This is a genomic window from Streptomyces noursei ATCC 11455 (assembly GCF_001704275.1).
Classification (GTDB): domain Bacteria; phylum Actinomycetota; class Actinomycetes; order Streptomycetales; family Streptomycetaceae; genus Streptomyces; species Streptomyces noursei.
The window spans coordinates 2,897,228-2,917,578 of record NZ_CP011533.1; the positions used below are offsets into that span (position 1 = coordinate 2,897,228).

Here is a 20,351-nt window from a genome sequence, read left to right on the forward strand (position 1 = left end):
CTCGTCTCTTGTGGTCAGCGGCGGGTCAGGTCGGCCGGATGTCGGGTGCGCAGCGCCGAGCGGGCGGGCAGCAGGTATCCGGCCGCCGAGGTGACCACCACCGTCAGGACGATCAATCCTGCCTGCGCGGGCGGGATGTAGGGCGCCGAACCGGTCAACGCGAGGCTGAACGCGGTCAGCGGGATCGCCGCGGCCAGCGCGCCGACCACCACCCCGACCGTGACGACGATGGCCGCCTCGACGCCCAGCATCCGCCGCAGCTGTCCGCGGCTCGCGCCGACCAGGCGCAGCAGGACCAGTTCGCCGCGGCGACCCACCATGATCAGGGTCAGCGTGCTGAGCACCGCGATGGCGGTGAAGCCGCCGATCACGCCGACCGCGACCACGGTGATCACCTGGCCGATGCCGCGGTCCTCGGCCTGGAGGTGTTCGGTCGTGGGCCGCTCGGTCACCGTGGTGTGCAGGGCGGCGGTCGTCAGGGCGGCGGCCAGTTCCTTGCGCACGGCGGCGGGGTCGGCCCCCGGCTTCAGGCCCAGCAGGATGCGGGAGTTGAGCGGGGCGGCCAGGTGCGGGGCCAGCTCCTGGGCGGCGAAGAGGAAGTCGCCGAGCGCCAGGGAGTTCTGGTAGACCGCGGCGACCTTCAGCGGGACGGCGGCGCCGTCGCCGTAGCGGAGGGTGACCGTCGAGCCGGGCTTCAGGTCCAGCGAGCGGGCCCGGTCCTTGCCCACCGCGACCGTGCCGCGGCCCAGGTGCGCGAGCGTCCCGGAGAGGACGGCGGGGTCGAGGGTGGCGGACAGCGCCGCGGGGTCGACGCCCATGACCGGCAGCCGGTCGAGCTTGGGCTCGCCGGTCTCGCGGCGGGCCAGCACGACGGTGCTGTGCAGGACGCCGGTGGCCGCGGCCACGCCGGGCACCTCCCCGGCGCGGCGGACCGCCTCGTCGGGGATGCCGGGCCCGTCCGTGGTGACCGCGAGCTGCGCGCGCAGGGCCTGGGCGGCCTGGGCGCCGCCCTGCCGGTCGAGGGTGGCGCCGGCCGAGAGCTGCACCCCGACGAACGCCACCACCAGCACGATGGGGGTGATCGCGGCGCCCAGGCGGCGGGAGTTGGCGTGCGAGGAGGCGGCCGCGAGGTAGCCGCCCGCCCCGCCCAGTCGCCGCGCGGGGACGGCCAGCAGCCGCATCGCCCCGCGGGCGATCCAGGGCCCGAGCAGCGCACAGGCGATGACCAGAGCCAGCGCCGCCGTACTGGCGGCCGCCGCGGCCAACTCCCCGTACTGCAGCGCCGCGGTACCGGCCGAGCTCATGCCGAGGAAGAGCACCACCAGCCCGGTGATGGTCCGCCCGCGGCCCGGCTGTGCCGGCTCGCGCTGCGCCTCGCCCATCGCCTGCGCGGGGCGGAGCTTGGCGATCCGGCCGCAGGCGAGCGCGGCGGACAGCCGGGCCACCAGCAGGGTGAGCCCGGCGGTCAGCACGGGCACCGCGAACATCCAGACCGGTGTGGGCAGTTCGAGCCCCATCGGCACCGCGCCGCGTTCCTGGAGCATCGCGATCAGCTGGAGGAAGACCGGCACCGCGCCGATCGCGCCGAGCAGCGCGGCGGCCACCGCGACCACGTTGATCTCGCGGGCGACGGTCGCCCGCAGCTGCCGGGGCGTGGCGCCGACCGCGCGCAGCAGCGCCATCTCGCGGGAGCGCTGGTGGACCGCCTGGGCCACGGTGCTGGAGACCACCAGGACGGCGATCATCAACACGGTGACGCAGACCGTCGCGAGCAGCATCAACAGGCTCATCCGGCTGGGCGCCGACTCCAGGAACTCCGGTTCGCCGCGGCCGTTGCCGGTGAGCACCCGCAGTGCCGTGGCGTCCTCCTTGTAGCGGGTGCCGGCCGAGGCGTCACGGGCCGGGTGCGCGCCGTCCAGCGCCTGGCGCAGCCGGGGGTAGAGCTGGCGGACGTCCACCCCGGGGTCGGCGAGGATCCCGATGGCGTCGGTGGTGGCGGGGTGCCCGGCGAGCCGGCGGGCCGTCTCGTCGTCGAAGAAGACGGCACCCTGGTGACCGAGCCCGGTGGCGTCGCCCCGTGCCGCGGGCGCGGCGATGCCCACGACCTCGTAGGGGGTGGGGGCGCCCAGTGTCTGGAGCGTGATGCGCTCGCCCGTGCGGACGCCGGCGCGGGCCGCCAGATCGCCGTCCAGGACGACCTGCCGGGGCCCGGTCGGGGCGTGCCCGGCCCGCAGGGTGAAGGGGGCCAGCGCGGCGGCCGACCAAGGGTGGCCGAAGATCGGGGAGTTGCCGGAGTCGCTGCGCGGACCGGCCACCGGGCCGCCGTCCCTGGCGGCGAGCGCGACGGGAACGGCGTCGTCCGCGACGGCCGCCCTGACCCCCGGGACGGCCGCGAGCCGCGCGCCCACCGCGCGCGGCACCCGGACCCGTTCGGTGAGCGACTGGGTCTCCGTCATGGGCGGATCGCCCCAGGGCTTGGCGGTGTAGCGGGTGGTCTGGTTGCCGGTGACCACCGCGGTGGTGGCGGCGTAGCGCTCCACCCGGGCGTGGCCGACGAACGCCGACAGGGTCGCCAGCGCGAAGCTGCCCAGCAGCAGCGAGGTCAGCACCAGGGCGGCGAACACCGCGGCCCATGCCTTGCGGTGCCGCCGCAGTGAACGGGTGGCCAGGAAGCGGGCGGTGCGCAGGGTGCGGGCCGGGGAGTCGGCGCGCACCGGCCGCAGCTCCGCGGGGCCGGTCCGGGGTCCGGTGGCAACGGACATCGCGCTCACCGCTCCCCGAGTGCGGCCAACGTCCGGGCGACCGCGTCCGGTTCGGGGCGGTCCATCCGGTTGGCGATCCGGCCGGCCTCGATGAACACCGCCTCGTCCGTCCAGGACGCGGCCACCGGGTCGTGGGTGACCATCACCACGGTGTGCCCCTCGCGGTCCACCGCGTCGCGCAGCAGGGTGAGCACGTCGCGGGCGGTGACCGGGTCGAGGGCGCCGGTCGGCTCGTCCGCGAAGATCACGGCGGGGTCGGTGACCAGCGCGCGGGCGATCGCCACCCGCTGCTGCTGACCGCCGGAGAGCGTCAGCGGCGAGTCGTCGGCCCGGTCGGCGAGCCCCACGGCCGCCAGGACGGCCAGCGCCCGCTCCCGGACGGCCGGGTCCTCGGGCCGGTCGCCGCCCAGCAGCAGCGGCAGCGCGGTGTTCTCCGCCACGGTCAGCGACGGCACCAGGTTCAGCGCCTGGAAGACGAAGCCGATCCGGTCCCGGCGCAGCCGGGTCAGCCCCGCCTCGCCGAGCCGCGACAGATCCGTCTCGCCGATCCGCACGGTGCCCGAGGTGGGGCGGTCGAGCCCGGCGGCGCACTGCAGGAAGGTGGTCTTGCCGGATCCGGAGCGGCCCATGACGGCCAGGAACCGGCCGCGCCGCAGGGTGAGGCTGACCTCGTCCAGCGCGTTCACGTCGCGGCCGCCGCGGCGGTAGCGCCGGGTGACCGACTCCAGCGCCAGCGCGGCCGTCGGTCCGGCCTCCTGTGAAGCGGCCGCCGCCGCGGCGCGTTTCGCCGTGCGAAGCCTGACCATGTGCGTCCTCCGGGCTCGTCCGAGGACGGCTGATCCGCCAGTCGTCCTGTCTGCTGTGAACGGTATGGATCACGGCCGCGGGGCACGAGAGAGCGCACACCCGTCCCGGGGTACAGCCAGCCCCACCATCGCCCGGGGTGACCGGAGCACCGCGCATCCGCACCCGTTCGACATACGGTGATCCGTATCCTCACCATGCGCCGGGACCTCAAGTGGTGTCCCGCACCGGAGGGAGCCCACGATGGACGACTTCGCCAGACAGTTACGCGCCAGTTGGCATGCCGGCTACTACCTCTACTTCGGCATTCCGCTCGCCTGGTTGTGCTTCCTCACCGCGTTCCTGGTGCCGATCGGCCTGCTGTTCACGGTGTTCGTGATCGGCGCCCCGGCGATGCCGGAGATCGTCCGGCTGCTGCGCCGACTGGCCGGCTACGAGCGGGTGCGCGCCGGAGGCTGGCTGGGCGCTCCGGTCCCCGAGGAGTACCTCCCCCTCGACGGTGCCCCCGCCGACCGGGTGCGGCTGGCGCTCACCGACCCCGGTACCTGGCGCGACACCCTGTGGCTGCCGATGGCCACCGTGACGTTCGTCGTCTTCAGCGTGCTGACGGTGCCACTGTGGCTGGTGGGCCTGTTGGTGGACGGCCTGGGGATGGGGCTGGGCGGCCGGCTCGCCCGGCGCCGCGAGTCGGAGTACGGCGTGCCGGCGACCCCGCGCCGCTCGCTGGTGCTGCGCCACATCGTGGCCCTGGCCGACCTCCAGGCCCGGTGGACCGCGGCGCTGCTGCGCCCGTCCGCCTCGGCCCGGCTGGCCGAGCGGGTCGCCGAGCTGTCCGAGAGCCGGGCCGGCGCGGTGGAGGCGCACAGCGCCGAACTGCGCCGCATCGAACGGGATCTGCACGACGGTGTGCAGGCGCAGCTCGTCGCGCTGTCGCTGCGCATCGGGCTGGCCAAGCAGCAGCTCCGCAGCAATCCGGACGCCGCCCTCGCCCGCCTGGACGAGGCGCAGGCGGGCGTCGAGGGCGCGCTGGCCGATCTGCGGCAGGTGGTCCGCACGGTCCATCCGCCGGTGCTGACCGACCGGGGACTGGCCGGTGCGGTACGGGCGTTGGCCGCCTCCTCCGACATCCCGGTGGAAATGAGCCTGAATTCGGTGGAGAACGGCCACCGGCTGCCCGCGTCGGTCGAGGCCGCGGCGTATTTCGTGGTGGCCGAGGGGCTGACCAACATCCGCAAGCACTCCGGGGCCACCCAGGCATCGGTACGATTCACCCGGGGCAACGGCGTGTTGAAGGTGACCGTGACCGACGACGGACACGGCGGTGCCGACGAAGTCGGCGGCAGCGGCCTGGTCGGCATCCGCCGGCGGGTCGCCGCGCTCGACGGCACGACCAGCCTCACCAGCCCCGAGGGCGGGCCGACCAAGCTGAAAGTGGAGCTGCCGTGCGGATCGTGATCGCCGAGGACAACGCGCTGCTGCGGGAGGGCATGGTCCTGCTGCTGACCAGCAACGGCCATGAGGTGGTGGCCACCTGCGCGGCCGGCCCCGAGGTGATGCCGGCGCTGCGCGAACACCGCCCCGACGCCGCGGTCCTGGACGTCCGGCTGCCGCCCAGCTTCCGCGACGAGGGCCTGCGCGCCGCCGTGCAGGCCCGCAAGGAACTCCCCGACCTGCCGATCCTCGTGCTCTCGCAGTACGTGGAACAGGCGTATGCGGCGGAGCTGTTGGCGCAGGGCGCCCGTGGGATCGGCTATCTGCTCAAGGACCGGGTCGGCCGGGTCGAGCAGTTCCTGGAGGCGCTGGAGCGCATCGTCAGCGGCGGCACCGCGCTCGACCCCGAGGTCATCACGGAGATCGTCAGCCAGAAGGCCGCCGCCCGCCCGCTGCAGGCGCTGACCCCGCGCGAGCACGAGGTGCTGGAGATGATGGCGCAGGGCCTGGCCAATGCCGCCATCGCGGAGAAACTCGTCATCACCGAGCGCGCGGTGAGCAAGCACATCCGCGGCGTCTTCGACAAGCTGGGCCTGCCGCCGGAGGGCGGCAGCGTGCACCGCCGGGTGCTGGCCGTGCTGGCGTTCCTGGGGAACAGCGCGCCGGAGAGCCCCGCGGTCTGAGCGGTGCGCACGGCACCCGGCGGCGGCCCCCGGGCAGCGAAGCACCCGGGTGTCCGGAGACGGGGGACTCCGAACACCCGGGTGGGGGGAATTCCGCGCGGCCTCGACGGAGGACGGGCCGACCGCTGGGGAACTCCCGGTCTGTGGGGCGGCTTTGCCGCGGCCGGACTTCCGCTACAGGTAGTCGCCCACGGAGGTGCACGTACCGCGCAGCTTCTTGAGCCGCTTGTTCTGGCCGGAGAGGTACGCGGTGACCGAGCCGGGGGTCCGCTCCTTGAGCGTCGTGGCGCGCAGCTCCTTCGCGGTGTCCTGCGCGGCCTTGCGGAGCTTGGCGTCGTCCGTCTGCTTCGCCAGTTCGTCCAGCCTGTCGGCCCGGTCCTCGACGTCCTTCTCGGCGACCGCCGCGTCCTTGGGGTGGGGGTCGAACAGCGCCACGTCCAGGATCTTCAGACAGGTGTCCCCGCGGTCGAGGGCCTTTTGCGGTGAGTTCTCGCAGGCCGCCATGGAGAATGCCGCCGGGACCACCAGGGCGATCGCGACCGCCGCCCTGGTGACGGACCGCCACTTTCCGCGCAGGGGACCCTCACGGGTCGCGGACGCATGCATGGTGCTGCTCTCCTCGGAGGGTTCGGAAGGTCCGTACGGCTCAGTCATCGGCGGTTCCGGCCCGCTGCCAGCGCACCACTCCCCAGAGCAGTGCGATGGCGTCCAGGGTGAAGCCCGCGATCATCACGGTGGTGTGCGTGTCCCCGGTGACCACATGGGAGATCACCGACGTCAGCATGGCGCCCGCGAAGAAGACGAACAGCGGGGGAACGATCCAATGGGCGCCGCGCTCGCGGTGCGTACGTGCCATGAGAGGTCTCCAGTCGTACCCGTCGTCTCGCACGGCCCGAGCCGCGCTGTCTGCCTCCATGCTGTCCGAGCGACCGTCGACCGGTCAGTACACCGCGCCCCCGAACCGGGGTGGAGCCTGCACCACCATCGCGGGTTCAGCACCTGGACACGGCGCCCGATCCCCCTTCCCACCAGGGGAGTTCCGCCCACCCTTAAACACCTGCCGCGCCCGGCGGGGCGATGACAGCATGCGCCCATGACGCTCCCCCTGCGCCGCAACACGAACTACCACCTGCTGTGGGGCAGCCAGGCGCTCTCCGAACTCGGCGCGCAGATCTCGGTGTTCGCGCTGCCGCTGCTGGTCCTGATGCTGACCGACTCCGCCGTCGACGCGGGCGCGGCCGGCGCCGTCAGCGCCCTGACCCGGCTGGTGGTGCTCGTCCCGGCCGGTGCGCTGATCGACCGCTGGCACCGCAAGCGGATCATGCTGCTGTGCGAGCTGTCGCGGGTGCCGATGATGGTCGGCCTGGGGCTGATGCTGCTCGGCGACGGCGTCGCGTTCGGCTACATCCTGGCCGTCGCGGTCGTCGACGGCGCGGCCGCCGCGATGTTCGCGCCCGCCGAGGAGGCCGCCCTCCCCCAGGTCGTCACCAAGGAGCAGTTGCCGACGGCCGTCTCGGTGAGCGCGGCCCGCAGCTACCTCGCCACCCTGGCGGGCCCCGGCATCGGCGGATTCCTGTTCACCGCCCACAAGGCCCTGCCGTTCCTGGTGAACGGGGTGACCTACGCGGGCTCGTTCGTGATGCTCCTCTTCCTGCGGCTGAAGCGACCGGGCGGGGCGGGTGGAACGGGCACCGCCGGCGCGCGGCGCTCCCTGGTCGGCGAGATCGGCGAGGGCATCGGATGGATCTGGCGGCGTCCCGTCATCCGGGCGAGCATGGCGGTCGCGGTCGGGGTGAGCGTCTGCTTCAACGCGCTCTACCTCATCGTGCTGACGCTCGCCCAGCGCGCGAAGATCCCCGCCGCCGAGATCGGCGCCATCGGTGTGCTGGTCGGCGCGGGCGGTCTGGCCGGCGCGCTGCTGGCGCCCCGCATGCACCGGCTCCTCACGCCCCGCGCCGCGATCATCCTCCTGGGGTGGCTGGGCGCCGGGGTGACCCCGCTGCTGCTGGTGAGGACCAGCGGCTACCTCTTCGGTGCCGTGCTGGCCGCCATCGCCTTCCTGGCGCCCACCGTGCAGACCGCCGTGGTGACCTACCAGATGGCGCTCACCCCCGACCGGCTGCGCGGGCGGGTCAGCGCGGCCCTGGGACTGGCCGGCGGCGTCGCGGGCGCCGCGGGCCCGCTTCTCGGCGGCCTGCTGGTCGACGCGGGCGGCCCCGCTCAGGCGGTTCTGACCTGCGCCGGCGTCCTCCTGCTGGCCGCGCTCGCGGCGGGTCTCAGCCCCGCCCTGCGCGCCTTCACCTCCGTGCACGGCACACCGGAAGAGGACGAGGCACCGCCCCTCTCCCCGTCCCCGGTTCCTTCCGCCGCCTCCGACCCGGCCGACGCCGCCGGTCCCGAGCCGACCTCCGCAACCTCCGAACCCCTGGAAAGGTGACCCATGCCCGTCCCACCCCGCCCGCCCCGCTGGGCGGTCGCCCGCCCGGCGCGCCCCACGGCGGCCGTCCGGCTGTTCTGCTTCCCCTACGCCGGCGGCGGCTCCAGCATCTTCACCTCGTGGAGCCGCTTCCTGCCCGAGTCCGTCGAGGTCTGCCCCGTACTGCTGCCGGGCCGTGAGGAGCGCTTCGGCGAAACGCCGCAGACCCGCGTCGAGGAGCTCGTCCCGCAGCTGGCCGAGAACCTGGCGAGCTGGTTCGACCGGCCCTTCGCGTTCTTCGGCCACAGCATGGGCGGCGAGATCGCCTTCTCCCTGGCCCATCACCTGTGCCGGGCGGGCCGGCACCGTCCCGCGCACGTCTTCGTCTCCGGCTGTGTCCCGCACCCCAGCCCGCTCCTGCGGCACACCCTGCCGAAGGGGGAACTGCTCGCGGAGATACGGAAGATGAACGGCGCCCCGCCGGAGTTCCTGGAGAACCCCGAGCTGATCGAGCTGCTGCTGCCCATGCTGCGCGCCGACTTCGCGCTGTCGGAGAGCTGTGTGCCGGCGCCGGACGCCGTGATACCCGTCGACGTCACGGCCTTCGCCGGATCCGCCGATCCGGAGGCCACCCACCGCCAGGTCCAGGACTGGGCCCACCACGTCGACGGTCGCTTCACCTCGCACGAGCTGACGGGCGATCACTTCTTCCTGCGGGAGGCCGCACCGCTGCTGGAGATCGTCGGTCGGACGCTGGTCTAGAGGCCGTCCGACGGATCGGGGCCGGACGGGCCCCGGGACCGGTCGTCGCCCTCCCGCCGTCCGCCCGGCGGCGGCTCAGCGACCGGCGCCGAGGCCGCCGGCCCGTTCCAGGCACTCCCGGATCGCCTGCGGGCCGGCGTCGGCGATCATGTCGACCACCGCACCGTCGTCCAGGAACACGACGGCATCGGCCTGCGCCGCCGCGGCCGGTGCCGTCGTGGCCATGACCACCGCGACGCCCCGCTCGTCCACGGCCCGCCGCAGCGCCGACCCGCACTCCTCCGACGCGTCGTCGGCGAGCAGCAGCTCGGGGCGGCGGGCCAGCGCGGCCTCCAGCGACGAGGCGCCCTCCTCGGCCGTGGGCCAGGTGACCGTGACGCCGCCCTGGGCCCCGGCCCGGCGGCGCAGCGAACCGGACGACGGCCGGGTCTCCCCGGACAGGCACTTCAGCAGCGTGGTCTTTCCCGACTTTCCCTTGCCCATTACGGCGAGGAAGCTCCCGGCCGATACCCCGAGGTACACATTGCGCAGCGCGTGCACCGCATCCGGGGCCGCTTCATAGACTTTCGAAACATTGTCGAGCGTGACGACGTCGGGGGCGCGGTCGACAAATTCGCCCGACTTCACGTAGCTCATCGATGCCTTCTCCTATACCGCGGCGAAATGATCCGCCGCCGCGCCTGACTGGCGTATCAGCTGCGCCCAACATACCGATGGTGAGCGACCCGGAACAGGGGGTTCTCAAGTGGGTCACAGGTACAGTTAGCTCACCCAAGGCCGTAGTGCGAGCACCCTCTCCCGCTCCGGCGTGTCGGAGCTCACCAGCGCAAATACCGCATGATCCGGAACCGTGTCAAAACGGTCGACAGAGCCTTCGGGATCTCGCTGTTGCTCCCGTTTGCCCAGTACAGGAGCCTCTTGTCTCGGCTGCACCCGTTGGTCGGGAGCGCCTGTTTAATGGCACATCACCCGCTTACGGAATGCGCTCCGGGGTCACCGAGAACCGTCGAGACACCGCCATGACGCAATTTCGGCCACGCCTTGGCGAGAAATGAACCGGAATATTCGTAGTGATCCATGAATCACTTCACGAATCCCTCACACCTCGCCGAGCAACCACCGCTATCAGCCGCATATCGCGGCCCACTAAAGACGTGCGCGCCGACCGGGCCGCCGAAGAATGTTTCGGCGCCGTAACACCGACGCGTCGCCTCCGTATCGGCCCGGCTCGCCCGGAGGTCGCCCGAGGTATCCCGCACCGATGACATTCGGCCGCACCTTAACCTCTCGGGACTTACCCCGTCCACATCGCGAGACGCGGCATTGCCCAGACATTACGACCGAGGAATTTTCGCGACGGGGCGCGAAATTCGGCCGACGGGGCCGGATCGGGCCGGTGGGCCCGTCGCCGGACCGCGAGCCGGGGCCGGGCGACCGACGCGACGGCCGCCCCACCGCACCGGCCGGCTCAGCCCGCCGCGGCGAGCACCAGCGGCAGCACCGGCCCGCTGCCCGCCCGGCGGAGCAGGCGGGCGGCGACGGCGAGCGTCCAGCCGGAGTCGGTGCAGTCGTCCACGAGCAGGACGGGGCCCTGCGCGCGGGCCAGGGCGTCGGCCAGCTCCTCGGAGACGGCGAACGCGCCGGACAGCGCCCTGAGGCGCTGCGCGGAGTTGCTGCGGCGCGGGGCCTGCCCACCGCCGGCTTCGGTGTACGACAGCGAGCCGAGGAAGGGGAGCCGGCCGACGGTCGCGATCCCCTGGGCGAGCGACCCCACCAACTGCGGGCGGGTCGAGGACGGCACCGCGACGACCCCCGCCGGCCGGCCGGCGGCATCCGGGGCCTGCGACGCCCAGCCGCCCGGGGAACGCGCCCAGTCGGCCAGCACCGCCACCGCGGCCCGCAGGACGTCGTCCGGCACCGGCCCGTCGGGCGCCTGCTCCGCCAGCAGCGGGCGCAGGCGGTTGCCCCAGCCGATGTCCGACAGCCGCCCCAGGGCGCGCCCGGTGGCGCACTGTTCGCCCGCCGGGATGCGCCCCTTGAGGTCGATGCCCAGCGCGGGCATCCCCGTCGGCCACATACGGCGCGGCTCGATCTCCACCCCCGGGCGGTCCAGCTCCTTCACCGCCGCCGTCAGCGTCTCCGCCGACACGGCGGAATCGGCCCAGGGCCCCGCGCAGTTGTCGCAACGGCCGCACGGGGCCGCCCCCTCGTCGTCCAACTGCCGGCGCAGGAACTCCATCCGGCACCCGGTCGTGCCCACGTAGTCGCGCATGGCCTGCTGCTCGGCGGCCCGCTGCCGTGCCACCCAGGCATAGCGCTCGGCGTCGTACACCCACGCGGCCCCGGTGGCGGTCCAGCCGCCCTTGACCCGCTTGACCGCGCCGTCGACGTCCAGCACCTTGAGCATGGTCTCCAGCCGGCTGCGCCGCAGGTCCACCGCCGCCTCCAGCGCCGGCACGGACAGCGGCCGACCGGCCTCCGCGAGCACCGCGAGGGTCTGCCGGACCTGCGCCTCGGGCGGGAAGGCGGTGTCGGCGAAGTAGCGCCAGATGGCCTCGTCCTCCTTGCCCGGCAACAGCAGCACATCGGCGTGCGCCACGCCGCGCCCCGCGCGCCCGACCTGCTGGTAGTAGGCGATCGGCGAGGACGGCGAGCCGAGGTGGAGCACGAAGCCCAGGTCCGGCTTGTCGAAGCCCATGCCCAGCGCCGACGTCGCGACCAGCGCCTTGACCCGGTTCTCCAACAGGTCGGCCTCGGCCTGGAGCCGGTCGGCGTTCTCCGTGCGCCCCGTGTAGGAGGACACCGGGAACCCGCGCTGCCGGAGGTAGGCGGTGGCCTCCTCGGCCGCGGCCACGGTCAGCGCGTAGACGATGCCGGAGCCCGGCAGCTCGTCCAGGTGCTCGGCGAGCCAGGCCAGGCGGTGCGCGGCGTCCGGCAGCCGGACCACCCCCAGCCGCAGGCTCTCCCGCTCCAGCGGGCCGCGCAGCACCAGGGCCCGGCCGCCGCCGGTCCCCAGCTGGTCGGCCACGTCCGCGGTCACCCGGGCGTTGGCGGTCGCGGTGGTGGCCAGCACCGGGACGCCGGGGGCGAGCTCGGCGAGCATCGCCCGCAGCCGGCGGTAGTCGGGGCGGAAGTCGTGGCCCCAGTCGGAGATGCAGTGCGCCTCGTCCACCACCAGCAGGCCGGTCGTGGCCGCCAGCTTGGGGAGCACCTGATCACGGAAGTCCACTGAGTTGAGGCGTTCCGGGCTGACCAGGAGGACGTCGGTCTCGCCCCGCTCCACCTCCCCGTAGATGGACTCCCACTCCTCCGGGTTGGCCGAGTTGATGGTGCGCGCCCGGATCCCGGCCCGCGCCGCCGCCTCCACCTGGTTGCGCATCAGCGCCAGCAGCGGCGAGACGATCACCGTGGGGCCGGAGCCGCGTCGGCGCAGCAGCGCGGTGGCGACGAAGTACACCGCCGACTTGCCCCAGCCGGTGCGCTGCACCACCAGGGCCCGCCGGCGCTCCGCCACCAGCGCCGCCACCGCCTGCCACTGGTCCTCCCGCAAGCGCGCCGACCCTCCCGGGTCGCCGACCAGCTCGGCGAGGATGGCATCGGCTTCGGTACGGAGCTCCGGTTCGTCCATGCCCCCATGCAACCCGATGGTCGGGGCTGTCAGCCAGCTCACCCCCTGTGACGGGCACCTCGCGAACGGTCCACGGGCCGCCCGCGCAGCACGCCGGCGCGCGGTCGCCGTGGGGGCGGACCGCTTCGGACGTCGCCTGCCGCGCCCGCGGTCCCGCCCGGCGTTGCGGCGCGCCCCCGACGGAGCCGGCCCCGGGCGCCTGCCGCCCGTGGGCCTCGCCGCCGAGCGCCGTTCACCCCCCAGGCGTGAACCGGACGCTACCGGCCGGGTGTTGGGCCGAGGCCGGCGGGCGGTGTGGCCGTCGCCGACGCCGGTGCCCTGAGAGAAGGGAGGGGAACCCGGGCATCGGCGGCGAGTGCGGCGGGCAGGGATAGCGAGGGCACACCGGGTGTTTCCGGCCGTGCGCGGGGAATTGCTCGTTGCCGCAAGCCTGTACGAGCCGCGAGAATGGGAAGCGCTTCCCGATATCCGGCCGTTCGCGGTCCGACCGGGTCATGCCGTGGTGCACCGGCGCACCCGGCCATGGCCCGCGGCACGGACGCGTAGACGAAGGGAGGACGATGACCTTCGGATTCGCCCGGCCCCCGCAGGACCCACCGCCCGACGCGGACGGCCCCGCCGCCCGGTTGGGGCGGCTGCTGGAGCCCGCGGAGTGGGCTTCGGCGGGGATCCCGCTGCTGCGCAGTCCCCGCGAGGTCGTCGCCGAGTTGCACGGCCGTCATCGCCCCGGCCCGTCCACGGTGATCGTGGCGGTGCTGGACGCCCAGGAACGGATCGTCGCCAGCGCGTCGTTCACCGGCCCGGCGGCTCCGCCCGACGGCTGGGAGTACCGCAACGCGCTGCTGACCCAACTGCGTCGGATCATCCCGCACGACCTGCGGCTGCGGGTGCCGGTCCGGACGGCGGTGCTGCTGCTCTGCCGGGAGGGCGAGCCCCGTTGGACGGCGGTGGACGGGGCGTGGATGTGGGGCCTGCGCGATGCCTGTACGTTGCACGGCCTCCGCTGCGGGGCGTTCATCGCGCTGACCCGGGACCGCTGGCAAGTACTGGGCGAAGAGCGGGGCGGGCGACGCCCCAGGACGGCCGTCCCCACGAAGTCCGGACGCGGGCCGGATACGGCACGGGCCGGCCGCGACACGGGGAACGGGACGGCCGACCAGGCACCGGTGGCCCCGCAGCGCGTCCCCCCGGGACGGACCGCGACGCCGGGCGAGCAGCCACGCGGCGGCGGCCGGGGAACGCCCCGGCCCGCCGCCGGCGGCACACCCGAAATCCGCCGTCACCCGGCGGCACGCTAGGGCCTGACCCATCGGACAGGCCCTAGGTCCTCTTCACGACGACCCGCCGTTCGCCCCGTGCGCGGGTGCGCGAGCGAGCCCGACCGGCCACAGGGCCGGCGGGCCGCGCCCGACCAGCAGGGGTCAGGCGTTCGCGCCGAGCACGGCGTTGATCCGCTCCGGGTCGCCGCAGACGATCAGCAGCGCTCCGGCACGGGCCATGGCGGCCGGCAGTGCCCGCGCGGTGACCGCGTCGTCGCCACCGTTGACGGCGACGACCACGACCGGCCGTCCGCCGAGGCGTTCGGCGCCGGCGTCCGCGTAGAACACGTCGTCACCGGCGTCGTGCTGGGCCCAGTAGGACCCCTCGCCGAAGGACAGTTCGTGGGCCGCCCACGGGTGGTTCTCGCCGGTGGTCAGCACCAGGACCTCGCCCGGCGCGCGGCCGGAGTCCAGGAGCAGGTCGACGGCCTCGTCGGCGGCATCGACGGCGCCGTCGGCGGGAGCCGGGATCAGCTGGAGCTGGGTGCCCACGACGGCTTCGGCCGGGGCGGCCGGAGGCTGCGGGGAACCGGTGCGCTGCGCCGGCGGGGCCGGGACGGACCCTCGGGGCGGAGCGGCAGGTCCGGGCTTGCCCGGACGGGCACTGGACGCGGGGGCGCCTCGCGGCGGGGCGGGGCGGGGACCGGGACCAGGGACGGGACGGGGGGTCGGCGCGGTGCGGCCGGCGGCCGGAGTTGCGCGGGGACCCGGGACACTCTCGTGAATCTGAGGCTCCTCGGGGATGAGAGGCATAAAGGGATATCTATCAAACGTAGGTGCGGGACATGTCAGTGGGTACCGAATTCCCGCCCCGCTCCGCTCAGAAGTCGAAGCCGAGTTGGCCACCGGCCTCCAGAGCGGCTGCTTCGGGGGTGACGCGCACCTTCTTCAGGTGCCGCCACCGGGGCAGGGCGTCCATGTAGGACCAGGACACCCGGTGGTACGGCGTGGGACCGTGCTCCTCCAGGGCGGTGCGGTGGGTCGGCGAGGGATAGCCGGCGTTGGTCGCGAAGTCGAAGTCGGCGTATTCCAGACCGAGTTCGGCCATCATGGCGTCCCGTCGCACCTTGGCGATCACGGACGCCGCGGCGACCGCGATGCAGGACTGGTCGCCCTTGATGACCGTACGGACCCGCCACGGCGCGCCCAGGTAGTCGTGCTTGCCGTCGAGGATGACCGCGTCCGGCCGGACCGGAAGCGCCTCCAGGGCGCGCACCGCGGCGAGCCGCAGTGCCGCGGTCATGCCCAGGGCGTCGATCTCCTCCGGGGAGGAGTGCCCCAGACCGTAGGAGGTGACCCAGTCCGCGAGCACATCGCAGAGTTCCGTGCGGCGCTTGGGGGTCAGCAACTTGGAATCGGTGAGTCCGTCCGGTGGCCTACGGAGGCCGGTGATGGCTGCGCAGACGCTCACCGGGCCGGCCCAGGCACCGCGTCCGACCTCGTCGATCCCCGCGACGATCTTGGCGCCGGTGGTGGCGCGCAGTGATCGCTCGACGGTATGGGTGGGAGGCTCGTACGGCATGGCGCCAGCCAGGTTACGCCTATTCGGCGCCGTCGTCCGCATCGGATCCCGAGCAGCGGCGCAGGGGCGCCGACGAAGGGCCGCGAGTGGCGCTCCGCGGCGACTGCCTGCGGCGCCGCGCAAGCCCGCGGACGGGCGCGCGGAGATCACCCGACGGGCGCGAAGTCGCCTGCCGGCAGGGCCCGTTGCGCTCCGGGGCGGAGCGGTCCCGGGGCGCCGGTCAGAGCGTGGGGGCCCAGGCGGGCAGCGGCTCGGTGCGGTCGAGCCATTCCTGGGGCGGGGTGCCGCCGGGGGCCGCGGCGACGATGCCGCCGACGATCCCACAGGTGGTGTCGACGTCGCCGCCGGCCCGGACGGTGGTCCAGAACGCCCGCTCGAAGTCGCCGAGGTTGCGGGCGGCGGCCCAGAGGGTGAAGGGCACGGTGTCGTGGGCGGTGGTGCGGCGTCCGCAGCCGAGGACGGCGGCGACGGTGCCGGGGTCGCCGTAGTCGAGCATGTCGCGGGCCCGGCGCAGACCGGCCTGTACGGCGCTGCGCGGGATCAGGGACAGTACGCCGTCGATCAGTTCCGCGGGGCCGAGAGTGCGGGACGGGTCGGCGACCAGGGCGGCCGCGGCGGCCACCGCCATGGCGCCGACGACGGCCTCGCGGTGCTGGTGGGTGGGGTACGCGGAGATCTCCGCCTGGTGGGTGGCCTGCTCGGGGTCGTCGGCGTACCAGGCACCGAGCGGGGCGATGCGCATGGCGGCGCCGTTGCCCCAGGAGCCGTGGCCGTTGAAGAGCGCGGCGGACAGCTCGCGCCAGTCGCCGCCCTCGCGGATCAGGCGGAGGAGGCGGTCGACGGCCGGCCCGTAGTCGCGGCCGTCGTCGTGGCGGTCGGCGAAGGAGCGGGCCAGGGCGTCCTGGTCGACGCGGTGGTGGGTGGTGAGGACGGCCAGCACGGAGCAGGCCATCTCGGTGTCGTCGGTCCACCGCCAGGGCGCGGGCGGCAGCTCGCGGCGCTTGAGGGCGGGGTAGTGGGCGGGGACGAAGAACTGCGATCCGAGGGCGTCGCCCACGGAGAGGCCGCGCAGGCTCGCCAGGGCCCGCGCACAACGCTCGGCGTCACGAGGATCAGGGGTCGTCATCGCTGTGCACTTTAACCGGTGACGCCATAAGGCTCGGGTTCACACCAGCGGTCGAAAGGGCGGTCGAGGGTGTAGCGGCCGTCCGGACCGAGGAGCAGGGCGCGCCAGTCGGCGTTGCCGGGGTTGGACAGCGACTCGAACTCGGCGACCGACCAGTGGAACCACCGCATGCAGAACAACCGCATGGTGAGGCCGTGCGTGACGATCAGGACGTTGGGCGGGTGCTGGGGGTCCTCGAAGCTGCGCCAGAGGCTCTCCAGGAAGGCCCCGACCCGGTCGTAGACGTCGGCGCCGGACTCGCCCTGGGCGAAGCGGTAGAAGAAGTGGCCGTAGGCGTCGCGGTACACCTTCTGGCGCTGCACGTCGTCGCGGTCCTGCCAGTTGCCCCAGTCCTGCTCCCGCAACCGGGGCTCCTCGCGGACCCGCACCCGGCCGGGATCGAGGTCCAGGCAACGGAAGGTCTGGTGGGTGCGGCGATAGGGCGACACATAGGCGGAGATCCGCTCGTGGCCGAACATCTCGCGCAGCGCGCGGCCGGCCTCCTCCGCCTGGTGCAGCCCGGTCGCCGTCAGGGCGAGCGCGTGGTCCGGCTCGCGCTCGTAGACGGTGTCGTCGACGTTCCCCACGGACTCGCCGTGGCGGAGCAGGACGATGCGTCGGGGCCGGGCCATGCCGCCAGCCTAAAACGCCTGCCCTGTACATGCCGGGTGCGGCGGACGGGCACCGGGCGGGACGCCGGCCCGCGCCGGGGCCTCAGCAGGCGACGAGGGCCGGGCGGCCGTCGCGCAGCTCGTACGGCCGGCCGGCGAAGCGGCGCCGCAGCAGCCGGTCGTGGGAGACCACGACCAGGGCGCCGGGCCAGGCCGCGAGCGCCTCGTCCAGTTCCTCGACGAGGGCGAGCGCCAGATGGTTGGTGGGTTCGTCGAGCAGCAGCAGGTCGGCGGGGCGGGCGAGCAGACGGGCCAGAGCCAGCCGGCGGCGCTGGCCGGCCGAGAGCGCTCCCACGGGGACGTGGAGGTCGCGCTCCCGGAACAGGCCGAAGGACAGCAGCAGGGCGGTCAGCTCGTCAGGGTCGCCGGCCAGGCCCCGGCCGAAGGCGGCCAGCAGCGGCTCGGCGGGCCGGGAGACCGGTATCTCCTGGGCCAGGAAGCCGATCCGGCCCCGGCGGACGACCGTGCCGCGATCGGGCTCGACGGCGCCCGCCATGACCCGCAGGAGGGTGCTCTTGCCCGCGCCGTTGGCACCGTGGACGAGGATCCGCTCGCCGGCGCGAACGGTGAGAGTGTCCACGGCGAGGCGGTCGCCGACCCGGACGTCGTCGAGGCGGACCAGGGTGCCGGCGGTGCCGCCGGAGTCGGGGGCGGCCCGGAAGCGGAGTGGCTCGGGCGGCCGGGGCACCGGCTCGGCCCGGAGCCGGCGGAGCCGTTCCTGGGCGTTGCGCACCCGGCTGGAGACGGATGCCTGGACCCGCCCGCGGTCGCGGTCGTAGGCCATCTTGTTGTTGTCCTTCATGCCCCGGTCCTGGGCGACGCCGCGTGCGGCGCCGGCGGCGTGCGCGGTGAGCCGGGCGATCTCGTCGCACCACTGGGCGTGCTCCTGCTCCCAGCGGCGGCGGGCGGCGGCCTTGGCGGCGCGGAAGGTGCCGTAGCCCTCGCCGTAGCGGACCAGGGCGCGGCGGTCGGCGTCGACCTCGACGACCGCGGTGGCGACGCGCTGCAGGAAGAGCCGGTCGTGGGAGACCGCGAGGACCGTGCCGCGGTGGGCGAGCAGGGCCTCCTCCAGCCAGTCCAGGGCGGCGGCGTCGAGGTGGTTGGTCGGTTCGTCGAGGAGTATGACCTCGGGCGCCGCGGAGATCAGGCAGGCCAGGCCGAGGCGGGCCTGTTCGCCACCGGAGAGGCTGCCGAGGAGCCGGCCGCGGTCCAGACCGTCCAGGCCCAGGCCGTGCAGCGCGCGGTCGACGCGGGCGTCGGCCTCGTATCCGCCGCGCAGCTCGAAGCGGGTGAGCAGGTCGCCGTACGCGTCGAGCTGCGCCGGGGCGGCGTCCCCGAGGGTCGCCTCCAGGGACCTCAGCCGGCGCTCGATGTCCCGGAGTTCGGCCAGGGCGGCGTCGACGGCGTCCTGGACGGTGCGGTCCGGGGGGAGGTCGGGGGTCTGGCCCAGGTAGCCGGTGCCGCCGTCGGCGGTGAGCACGACGCGGCCCTCGTCGGGTGGCTCCAGGCCGGCGACGAGGCGCAGCAGGGTGGACTTTCCGGCGCCGTTCTCCCCGACGATCCCGAGGCGCTCGCCGGGGCGCACGGCCAGGGAGACGCGGTCGAGGAGAGGGCGGTCGGCGTGGGACTTGCTGACGTCGTGCAGCGAGATCTGAGTGGGCACACGATCCTCCGGGGGTTGCCGCGGGCACGCCGGACAGCACCTCCGCCGACCAGCAAACGCAACTCCTGTCGCGTTACGATGAGAATGACACACCCGCACCCCTAACGCAACAGGAGTTGCAATTGTCCGGCGAGGGCGAGAAGAAGCAGTCCGAGAGCGACGGTCCGGCGTCGTCCCCCACCCCCGGCACCCGACGCCCCGGCACCCGACGCCCCGGCGGGCGAACGGCCCGCACCCGGGCCGTCGTCCGCGACGCCGTCCTGGCCGGCCTCGGCGAACTCGGCTACCCCGGGCTGACGGTCGAGTACGTCGCCGCCCGCTCCGGGGTGCACAAGACCACGCTCTACCGCCGCTGGGGCGACGTGGAGGGCCTGGTGGCCGACGCCCTGGACCTGGCGGGCGAGGACAGTTGGCTGCCGCCCGACACCGGGTCGCTGGAGGGCGATCTGCGGGCGCTCGCCCGCGAGGTCGTCACCTCGTTCACCGAGGCCGCGACGGGCGCTTCCGGTTCCGCGATGATCGCGGCCGGCTTCCAGTCGAAGCGGGCCGCGGCGGCGCTGCACGCCTACTACGCCGAGCGGTTCGCGCGCTGCGAGGCCATCGTGGAGCGCGCCGTCGCGCGCGGGGAACTACCGGCCGACCCGGAGGGGGCCGCCGTCGACGCCGGGGCACTGGTGCGGGCCGTGCCCGCCCCGCTGCTCTGCCGGCTGTTCATCACCCGGGAACCGATCGACGAGGCGCTCGCCGACCAAGCCGCCGCGGCGGCACTGGCCGCGGCCCACGCGGGCGTCTTCACCCCCGGCCACGTCACCCCCGGCCGCCCGACAGGCGTCGCGTCCGCCCCGCCGCGACAGGAGGTCTGACCGCGGCGCTCACACCGTCCAGGAGGGTTCGAGCTGCACCACGTCGCCCGCGATCGCCTGCACGTCGGCGGCTATCTGGGCCCGCAGCGCCAGCCGTTCCACCCGCTCCGGACGGTACTTGCCGCGCTCGGCCGCCGACTGCCACATCGACAGGACCAGGAACTCCTCGCCCGGCGCCCGCCCGACCATGCCCCGGAGCATGCCGGGCGACCCGGCCATCGCCGGGTTCCACACCTTCTCCTGCATGAGCACGAAGTGATCGACCCGGTCCTCGCGCACCAGGCAGTGCGCCAACCGCAGCACGTCCGCGTCACCGAAGGCCGGACGGAACCCCACCTTCACGTCGAATTCGTGCTCGAACAGCCGGACTTGCGCGTCCTTGTAGGTGCCGGTCTGGGCGGCGGCCAACCGGTCGTGCGAACGCGCCATGAAGGAGTCGTAGAACGCCCGGCTCTCCCAGAAGCCGACCAGGTGGGCCACGCCGGGACGGGAACGGCTCCATCCTCCGGCCTGTCCCCGGAAGCCGGGCTCTCCCAGGAGCCCGGCCCATTTTCGCTGCCCCCGTTCGAACCCTCGGCGGTCCACGACGGTGAGGCGAATCCACTTGACCAGCACCGCGCCATCGTACGGCCCGGTGACCACCGGAACCGCTGCCCGCCGGC

General features: G+C 74.1%; 18 protein-coding genes. 6 read left to right on the plus strand and 12 right to left on the minus strand.

Annotation, left to right across the window (positions count from 1 at the left end):
* Positions 1 to 14: 14 nt before the first annotated feature.
* On the minus strand, positions 15 to 2,762 hold the full coding sequence (locus tag SNOUR_RS11970) for an ABC transporter permease (RefSeq protein WP_067346359.1): 2,748 nt from the start codon (positions 2,760 to 2,762) through the stop codon (positions 15 to 17).
* A 5-nt stretch (positions 2,763 to 2,767) separates the two neighbouring features.
* On the minus strand, positions 2,768 to 3,568 hold the full coding sequence (locus SNOUR_RS11975) for an ABC transporter ATP-binding protein (RefSeq protein ID WP_067346361.1): 801 nt from the start codon (positions 3,566 to 3,568) through the stop codon (positions 2,768 to 2,770).
* A gap of 241 nt (positions 3,569 to 3,809) precedes the next feature.
* Between SNOUR_RS11975 and SNOUR_RS11980 the strand changes: the two genes are divergently transcribed.
* Positions 3,810 to 5,021, plus strand: a complete 1,212-nt coding sequence (locus tag SNOUR_RS11980; RefSeq protein ID WP_067346362.1) for a sensor histidine kinase — start codon at positions 3,810 to 3,812, stop codon at positions 5,019 to 5,021.
* Positions 5,009 to 5,680: a response regulator transcription factor gene (locus SNOUR_RS11985; RefSeq protein WP_067346364.1), complete on the plus strand. Its 672-nt coding sequence runs from the start codon at positions 5,009 to 5,011 to the stop codon at positions 5,678 to 5,680. The genes SNOUR_RS11980 and SNOUR_RS11985 overlap by 13 nt, the downstream gene beginning before the upstream one ends.
* A gap of 174 nt (positions 5,681 to 5,854) precedes the next feature.
* On the opposite strand, the gene SNOUR_RS11990 is transcribed toward SNOUR_RS11985, so the two are convergent.
* Positions 5,855 to 6,286 carry a DUF8711 family protein gene (locus SNOUR_RS11990; protein ID WP_067346365.1) on the minus strand — a complete coding sequence of 144 codons (432 nt, stop codon included), beginning with the start codon at positions 6,284 to 6,286 and terminating at the stop codon, positions 5,855 to 5,857.
* A 40-nt stretch (positions 6,287 to 6,326) separates the two neighbouring features.
* On the minus strand, positions 6,327 to 6,536 hold the full coding sequence (locus SNOUR_RS11995; protein ID WP_039632078.1) for a hypothetical protein: 210 nt from the start codon (positions 6,534 to 6,536) through the stop codon (positions 6,327 to 6,329).
* Between the two features lie 237 nt (positions 6,537 to 6,773).
* On the opposite strand from SNOUR_RS11995, the gene SNOUR_RS12000 reads away from it, so the two are divergent.
* Both SNOUR_RS12000 and SNOUR_RS12005 read left to right on the plus strand, forming a co-directional pair.
* Positions 6,774 to 8,117 carry an MFS transporter gene (locus SNOUR_RS12000; protein WP_067346367.1) on the plus strand — a complete coding sequence of 448 codons (1,344 nt, stop codon included), beginning with the start codon at positions 6,774 to 6,776 and terminating at the stop codon, positions 8,115 to 8,117.
* Positions 8,118 to 8,120: 3 nt separating this feature from the next.
* A complete protein-coding gene (locus SNOUR_RS12005) occupies positions 8,121 to 8,858 on the plus strand; it encodes a thioesterase II family protein (RefSeq protein ID WP_067346369.1) in 738 nt (245 codons plus the stop codon).
* Positions 8,859 to 8,933: 75 nt separating this feature from the next.
* Here the strand turns inward: SNOUR_RS12005 and SNOUR_RS48295 are convergent, their stop codons facing one another.
* A complete protein-coding gene (locus tag SNOUR_RS48295; protein ID WP_067346370.1) occupies positions 8,934 to 9,494 on the minus strand; it encodes an ATP-binding cassette domain-containing protein in 561 nt (186 codons plus the stop codon).
* A gap of 832 nt (positions 9,495 to 10,326) precedes the next feature.
* Positions 10,327 to 12,486: a RecQ family ATP-dependent DNA helicase gene (locus SNOUR_RS12015; protein WP_067346372.1), complete on the minus strand. Its 2,160-nt coding sequence runs from the start codon at positions 12,484 to 12,486 to the stop codon at positions 10,327 to 10,329.
* A gap of 560 nt (positions 12,487 to 13,046) precedes the next feature.
* Here SNOUR_RS12015 and SNOUR_RS12020 point away from each other — a divergent pair.
* Entirely contained in the window at positions 13,047 to 13,784 is a 738-nt protein-coding gene (locus tag SNOUR_RS12020; RefSeq protein WP_067346373.1) for a hypothetical protein, read from the plus strand.
* Positions 13,785 to 13,907: 123 nt separating this feature from the next.
* Here the strand turns inward: SNOUR_RS12020 and SNOUR_RS12025 are convergent, their stop codons facing one another.
* From SNOUR_RS12025 to SNOUR_RS12045, 5 genes are all read right to left on the minus strand, one after another.
* On the minus strand, positions 13,908 to 14,558 hold the full coding sequence (locus SNOUR_RS12025; RefSeq protein WP_067346375.1) for a hypothetical protein: 651 nt from the start codon (positions 14,556 to 14,558) through the stop codon (positions 13,908 to 13,910).
* A gap of 67 nt (positions 14,559 to 14,625) precedes the next feature.
* Positions 14,626 to 15,327, minus strand: coding sequence for a ribonuclease HII (gene rnhB, locus SNOUR_RS12030; RefSeq protein ID WP_067346376.1), 702 nt, complete (start codon positions 15,325 to 15,327; stop codon positions 14,626 to 14,628).
* Between the two features lie 220 nt (positions 15,328 to 15,547).
* A complete protein-coding gene (locus SNOUR_RS12035; RefSeq protein WP_067346378.1) occupies positions 15,548 to 16,453 on the minus strand; it encodes an ADP-ribosylglycohydrolase family protein in 906 nt (301 codons plus the stop codon).
* Positions 16,454 to 16,464: 11 nt separating this feature from the next.
* Positions 16,465 to 17,124, minus strand: coding sequence for a histidine phosphatase family protein (locus SNOUR_RS12040; RefSeq protein WP_067346380.1), 660 nt, complete (start codon positions 17,122 to 17,124; stop codon positions 16,465 to 16,467).
* An 82-nt stretch (positions 17,125 to 17,206) separates the two neighbouring features.
* Positions 17,207 to 18,826, minus strand: a complete 1,620-nt coding sequence (locus SNOUR_RS12045) for an ABC-F family ATP-binding cassette domain-containing protein (RefSeq protein ID WP_067346381.1) — start codon at positions 18,824 to 18,826, stop codon at positions 17,207 to 17,209.
* Positions 18,827 to 18,948: 122 nt separating this feature from the next.
* Here SNOUR_RS12045 and SNOUR_RS12050 point away from each other — a divergent pair, with 122 nt between their 5' ends.
* The gene (locus SNOUR_RS12050; RefSeq protein WP_067346383.1) at positions 18,949 to 19,689 is read left to right on the plus strand and encodes a TetR-like C-terminal domain-containing protein; all 741 of its coding nucleotides are present in this window, start codon (positions 18,949 to 18,951) and stop codon (positions 19,687 to 19,689) included.
* A 9-nt stretch (positions 19,690 to 19,698) separates the two neighbouring features.
* On the opposite strand, the gene SNOUR_RS12055 is transcribed toward SNOUR_RS12050, so the two are convergent.
* The gene (locus SNOUR_RS12055) at positions 19,699 to 20,304 is read right to left on the minus strand and encodes a YdbC family protein (RefSeq protein ID WP_079143410.1); all 606 of its coding nucleotides are present in this window, start codon (positions 20,302 to 20,304) and stop codon (positions 19,699 to 19,701) included.
* Between the last annotated feature and the right edge of the window lie 47 nt (positions 20,305 to 20,351).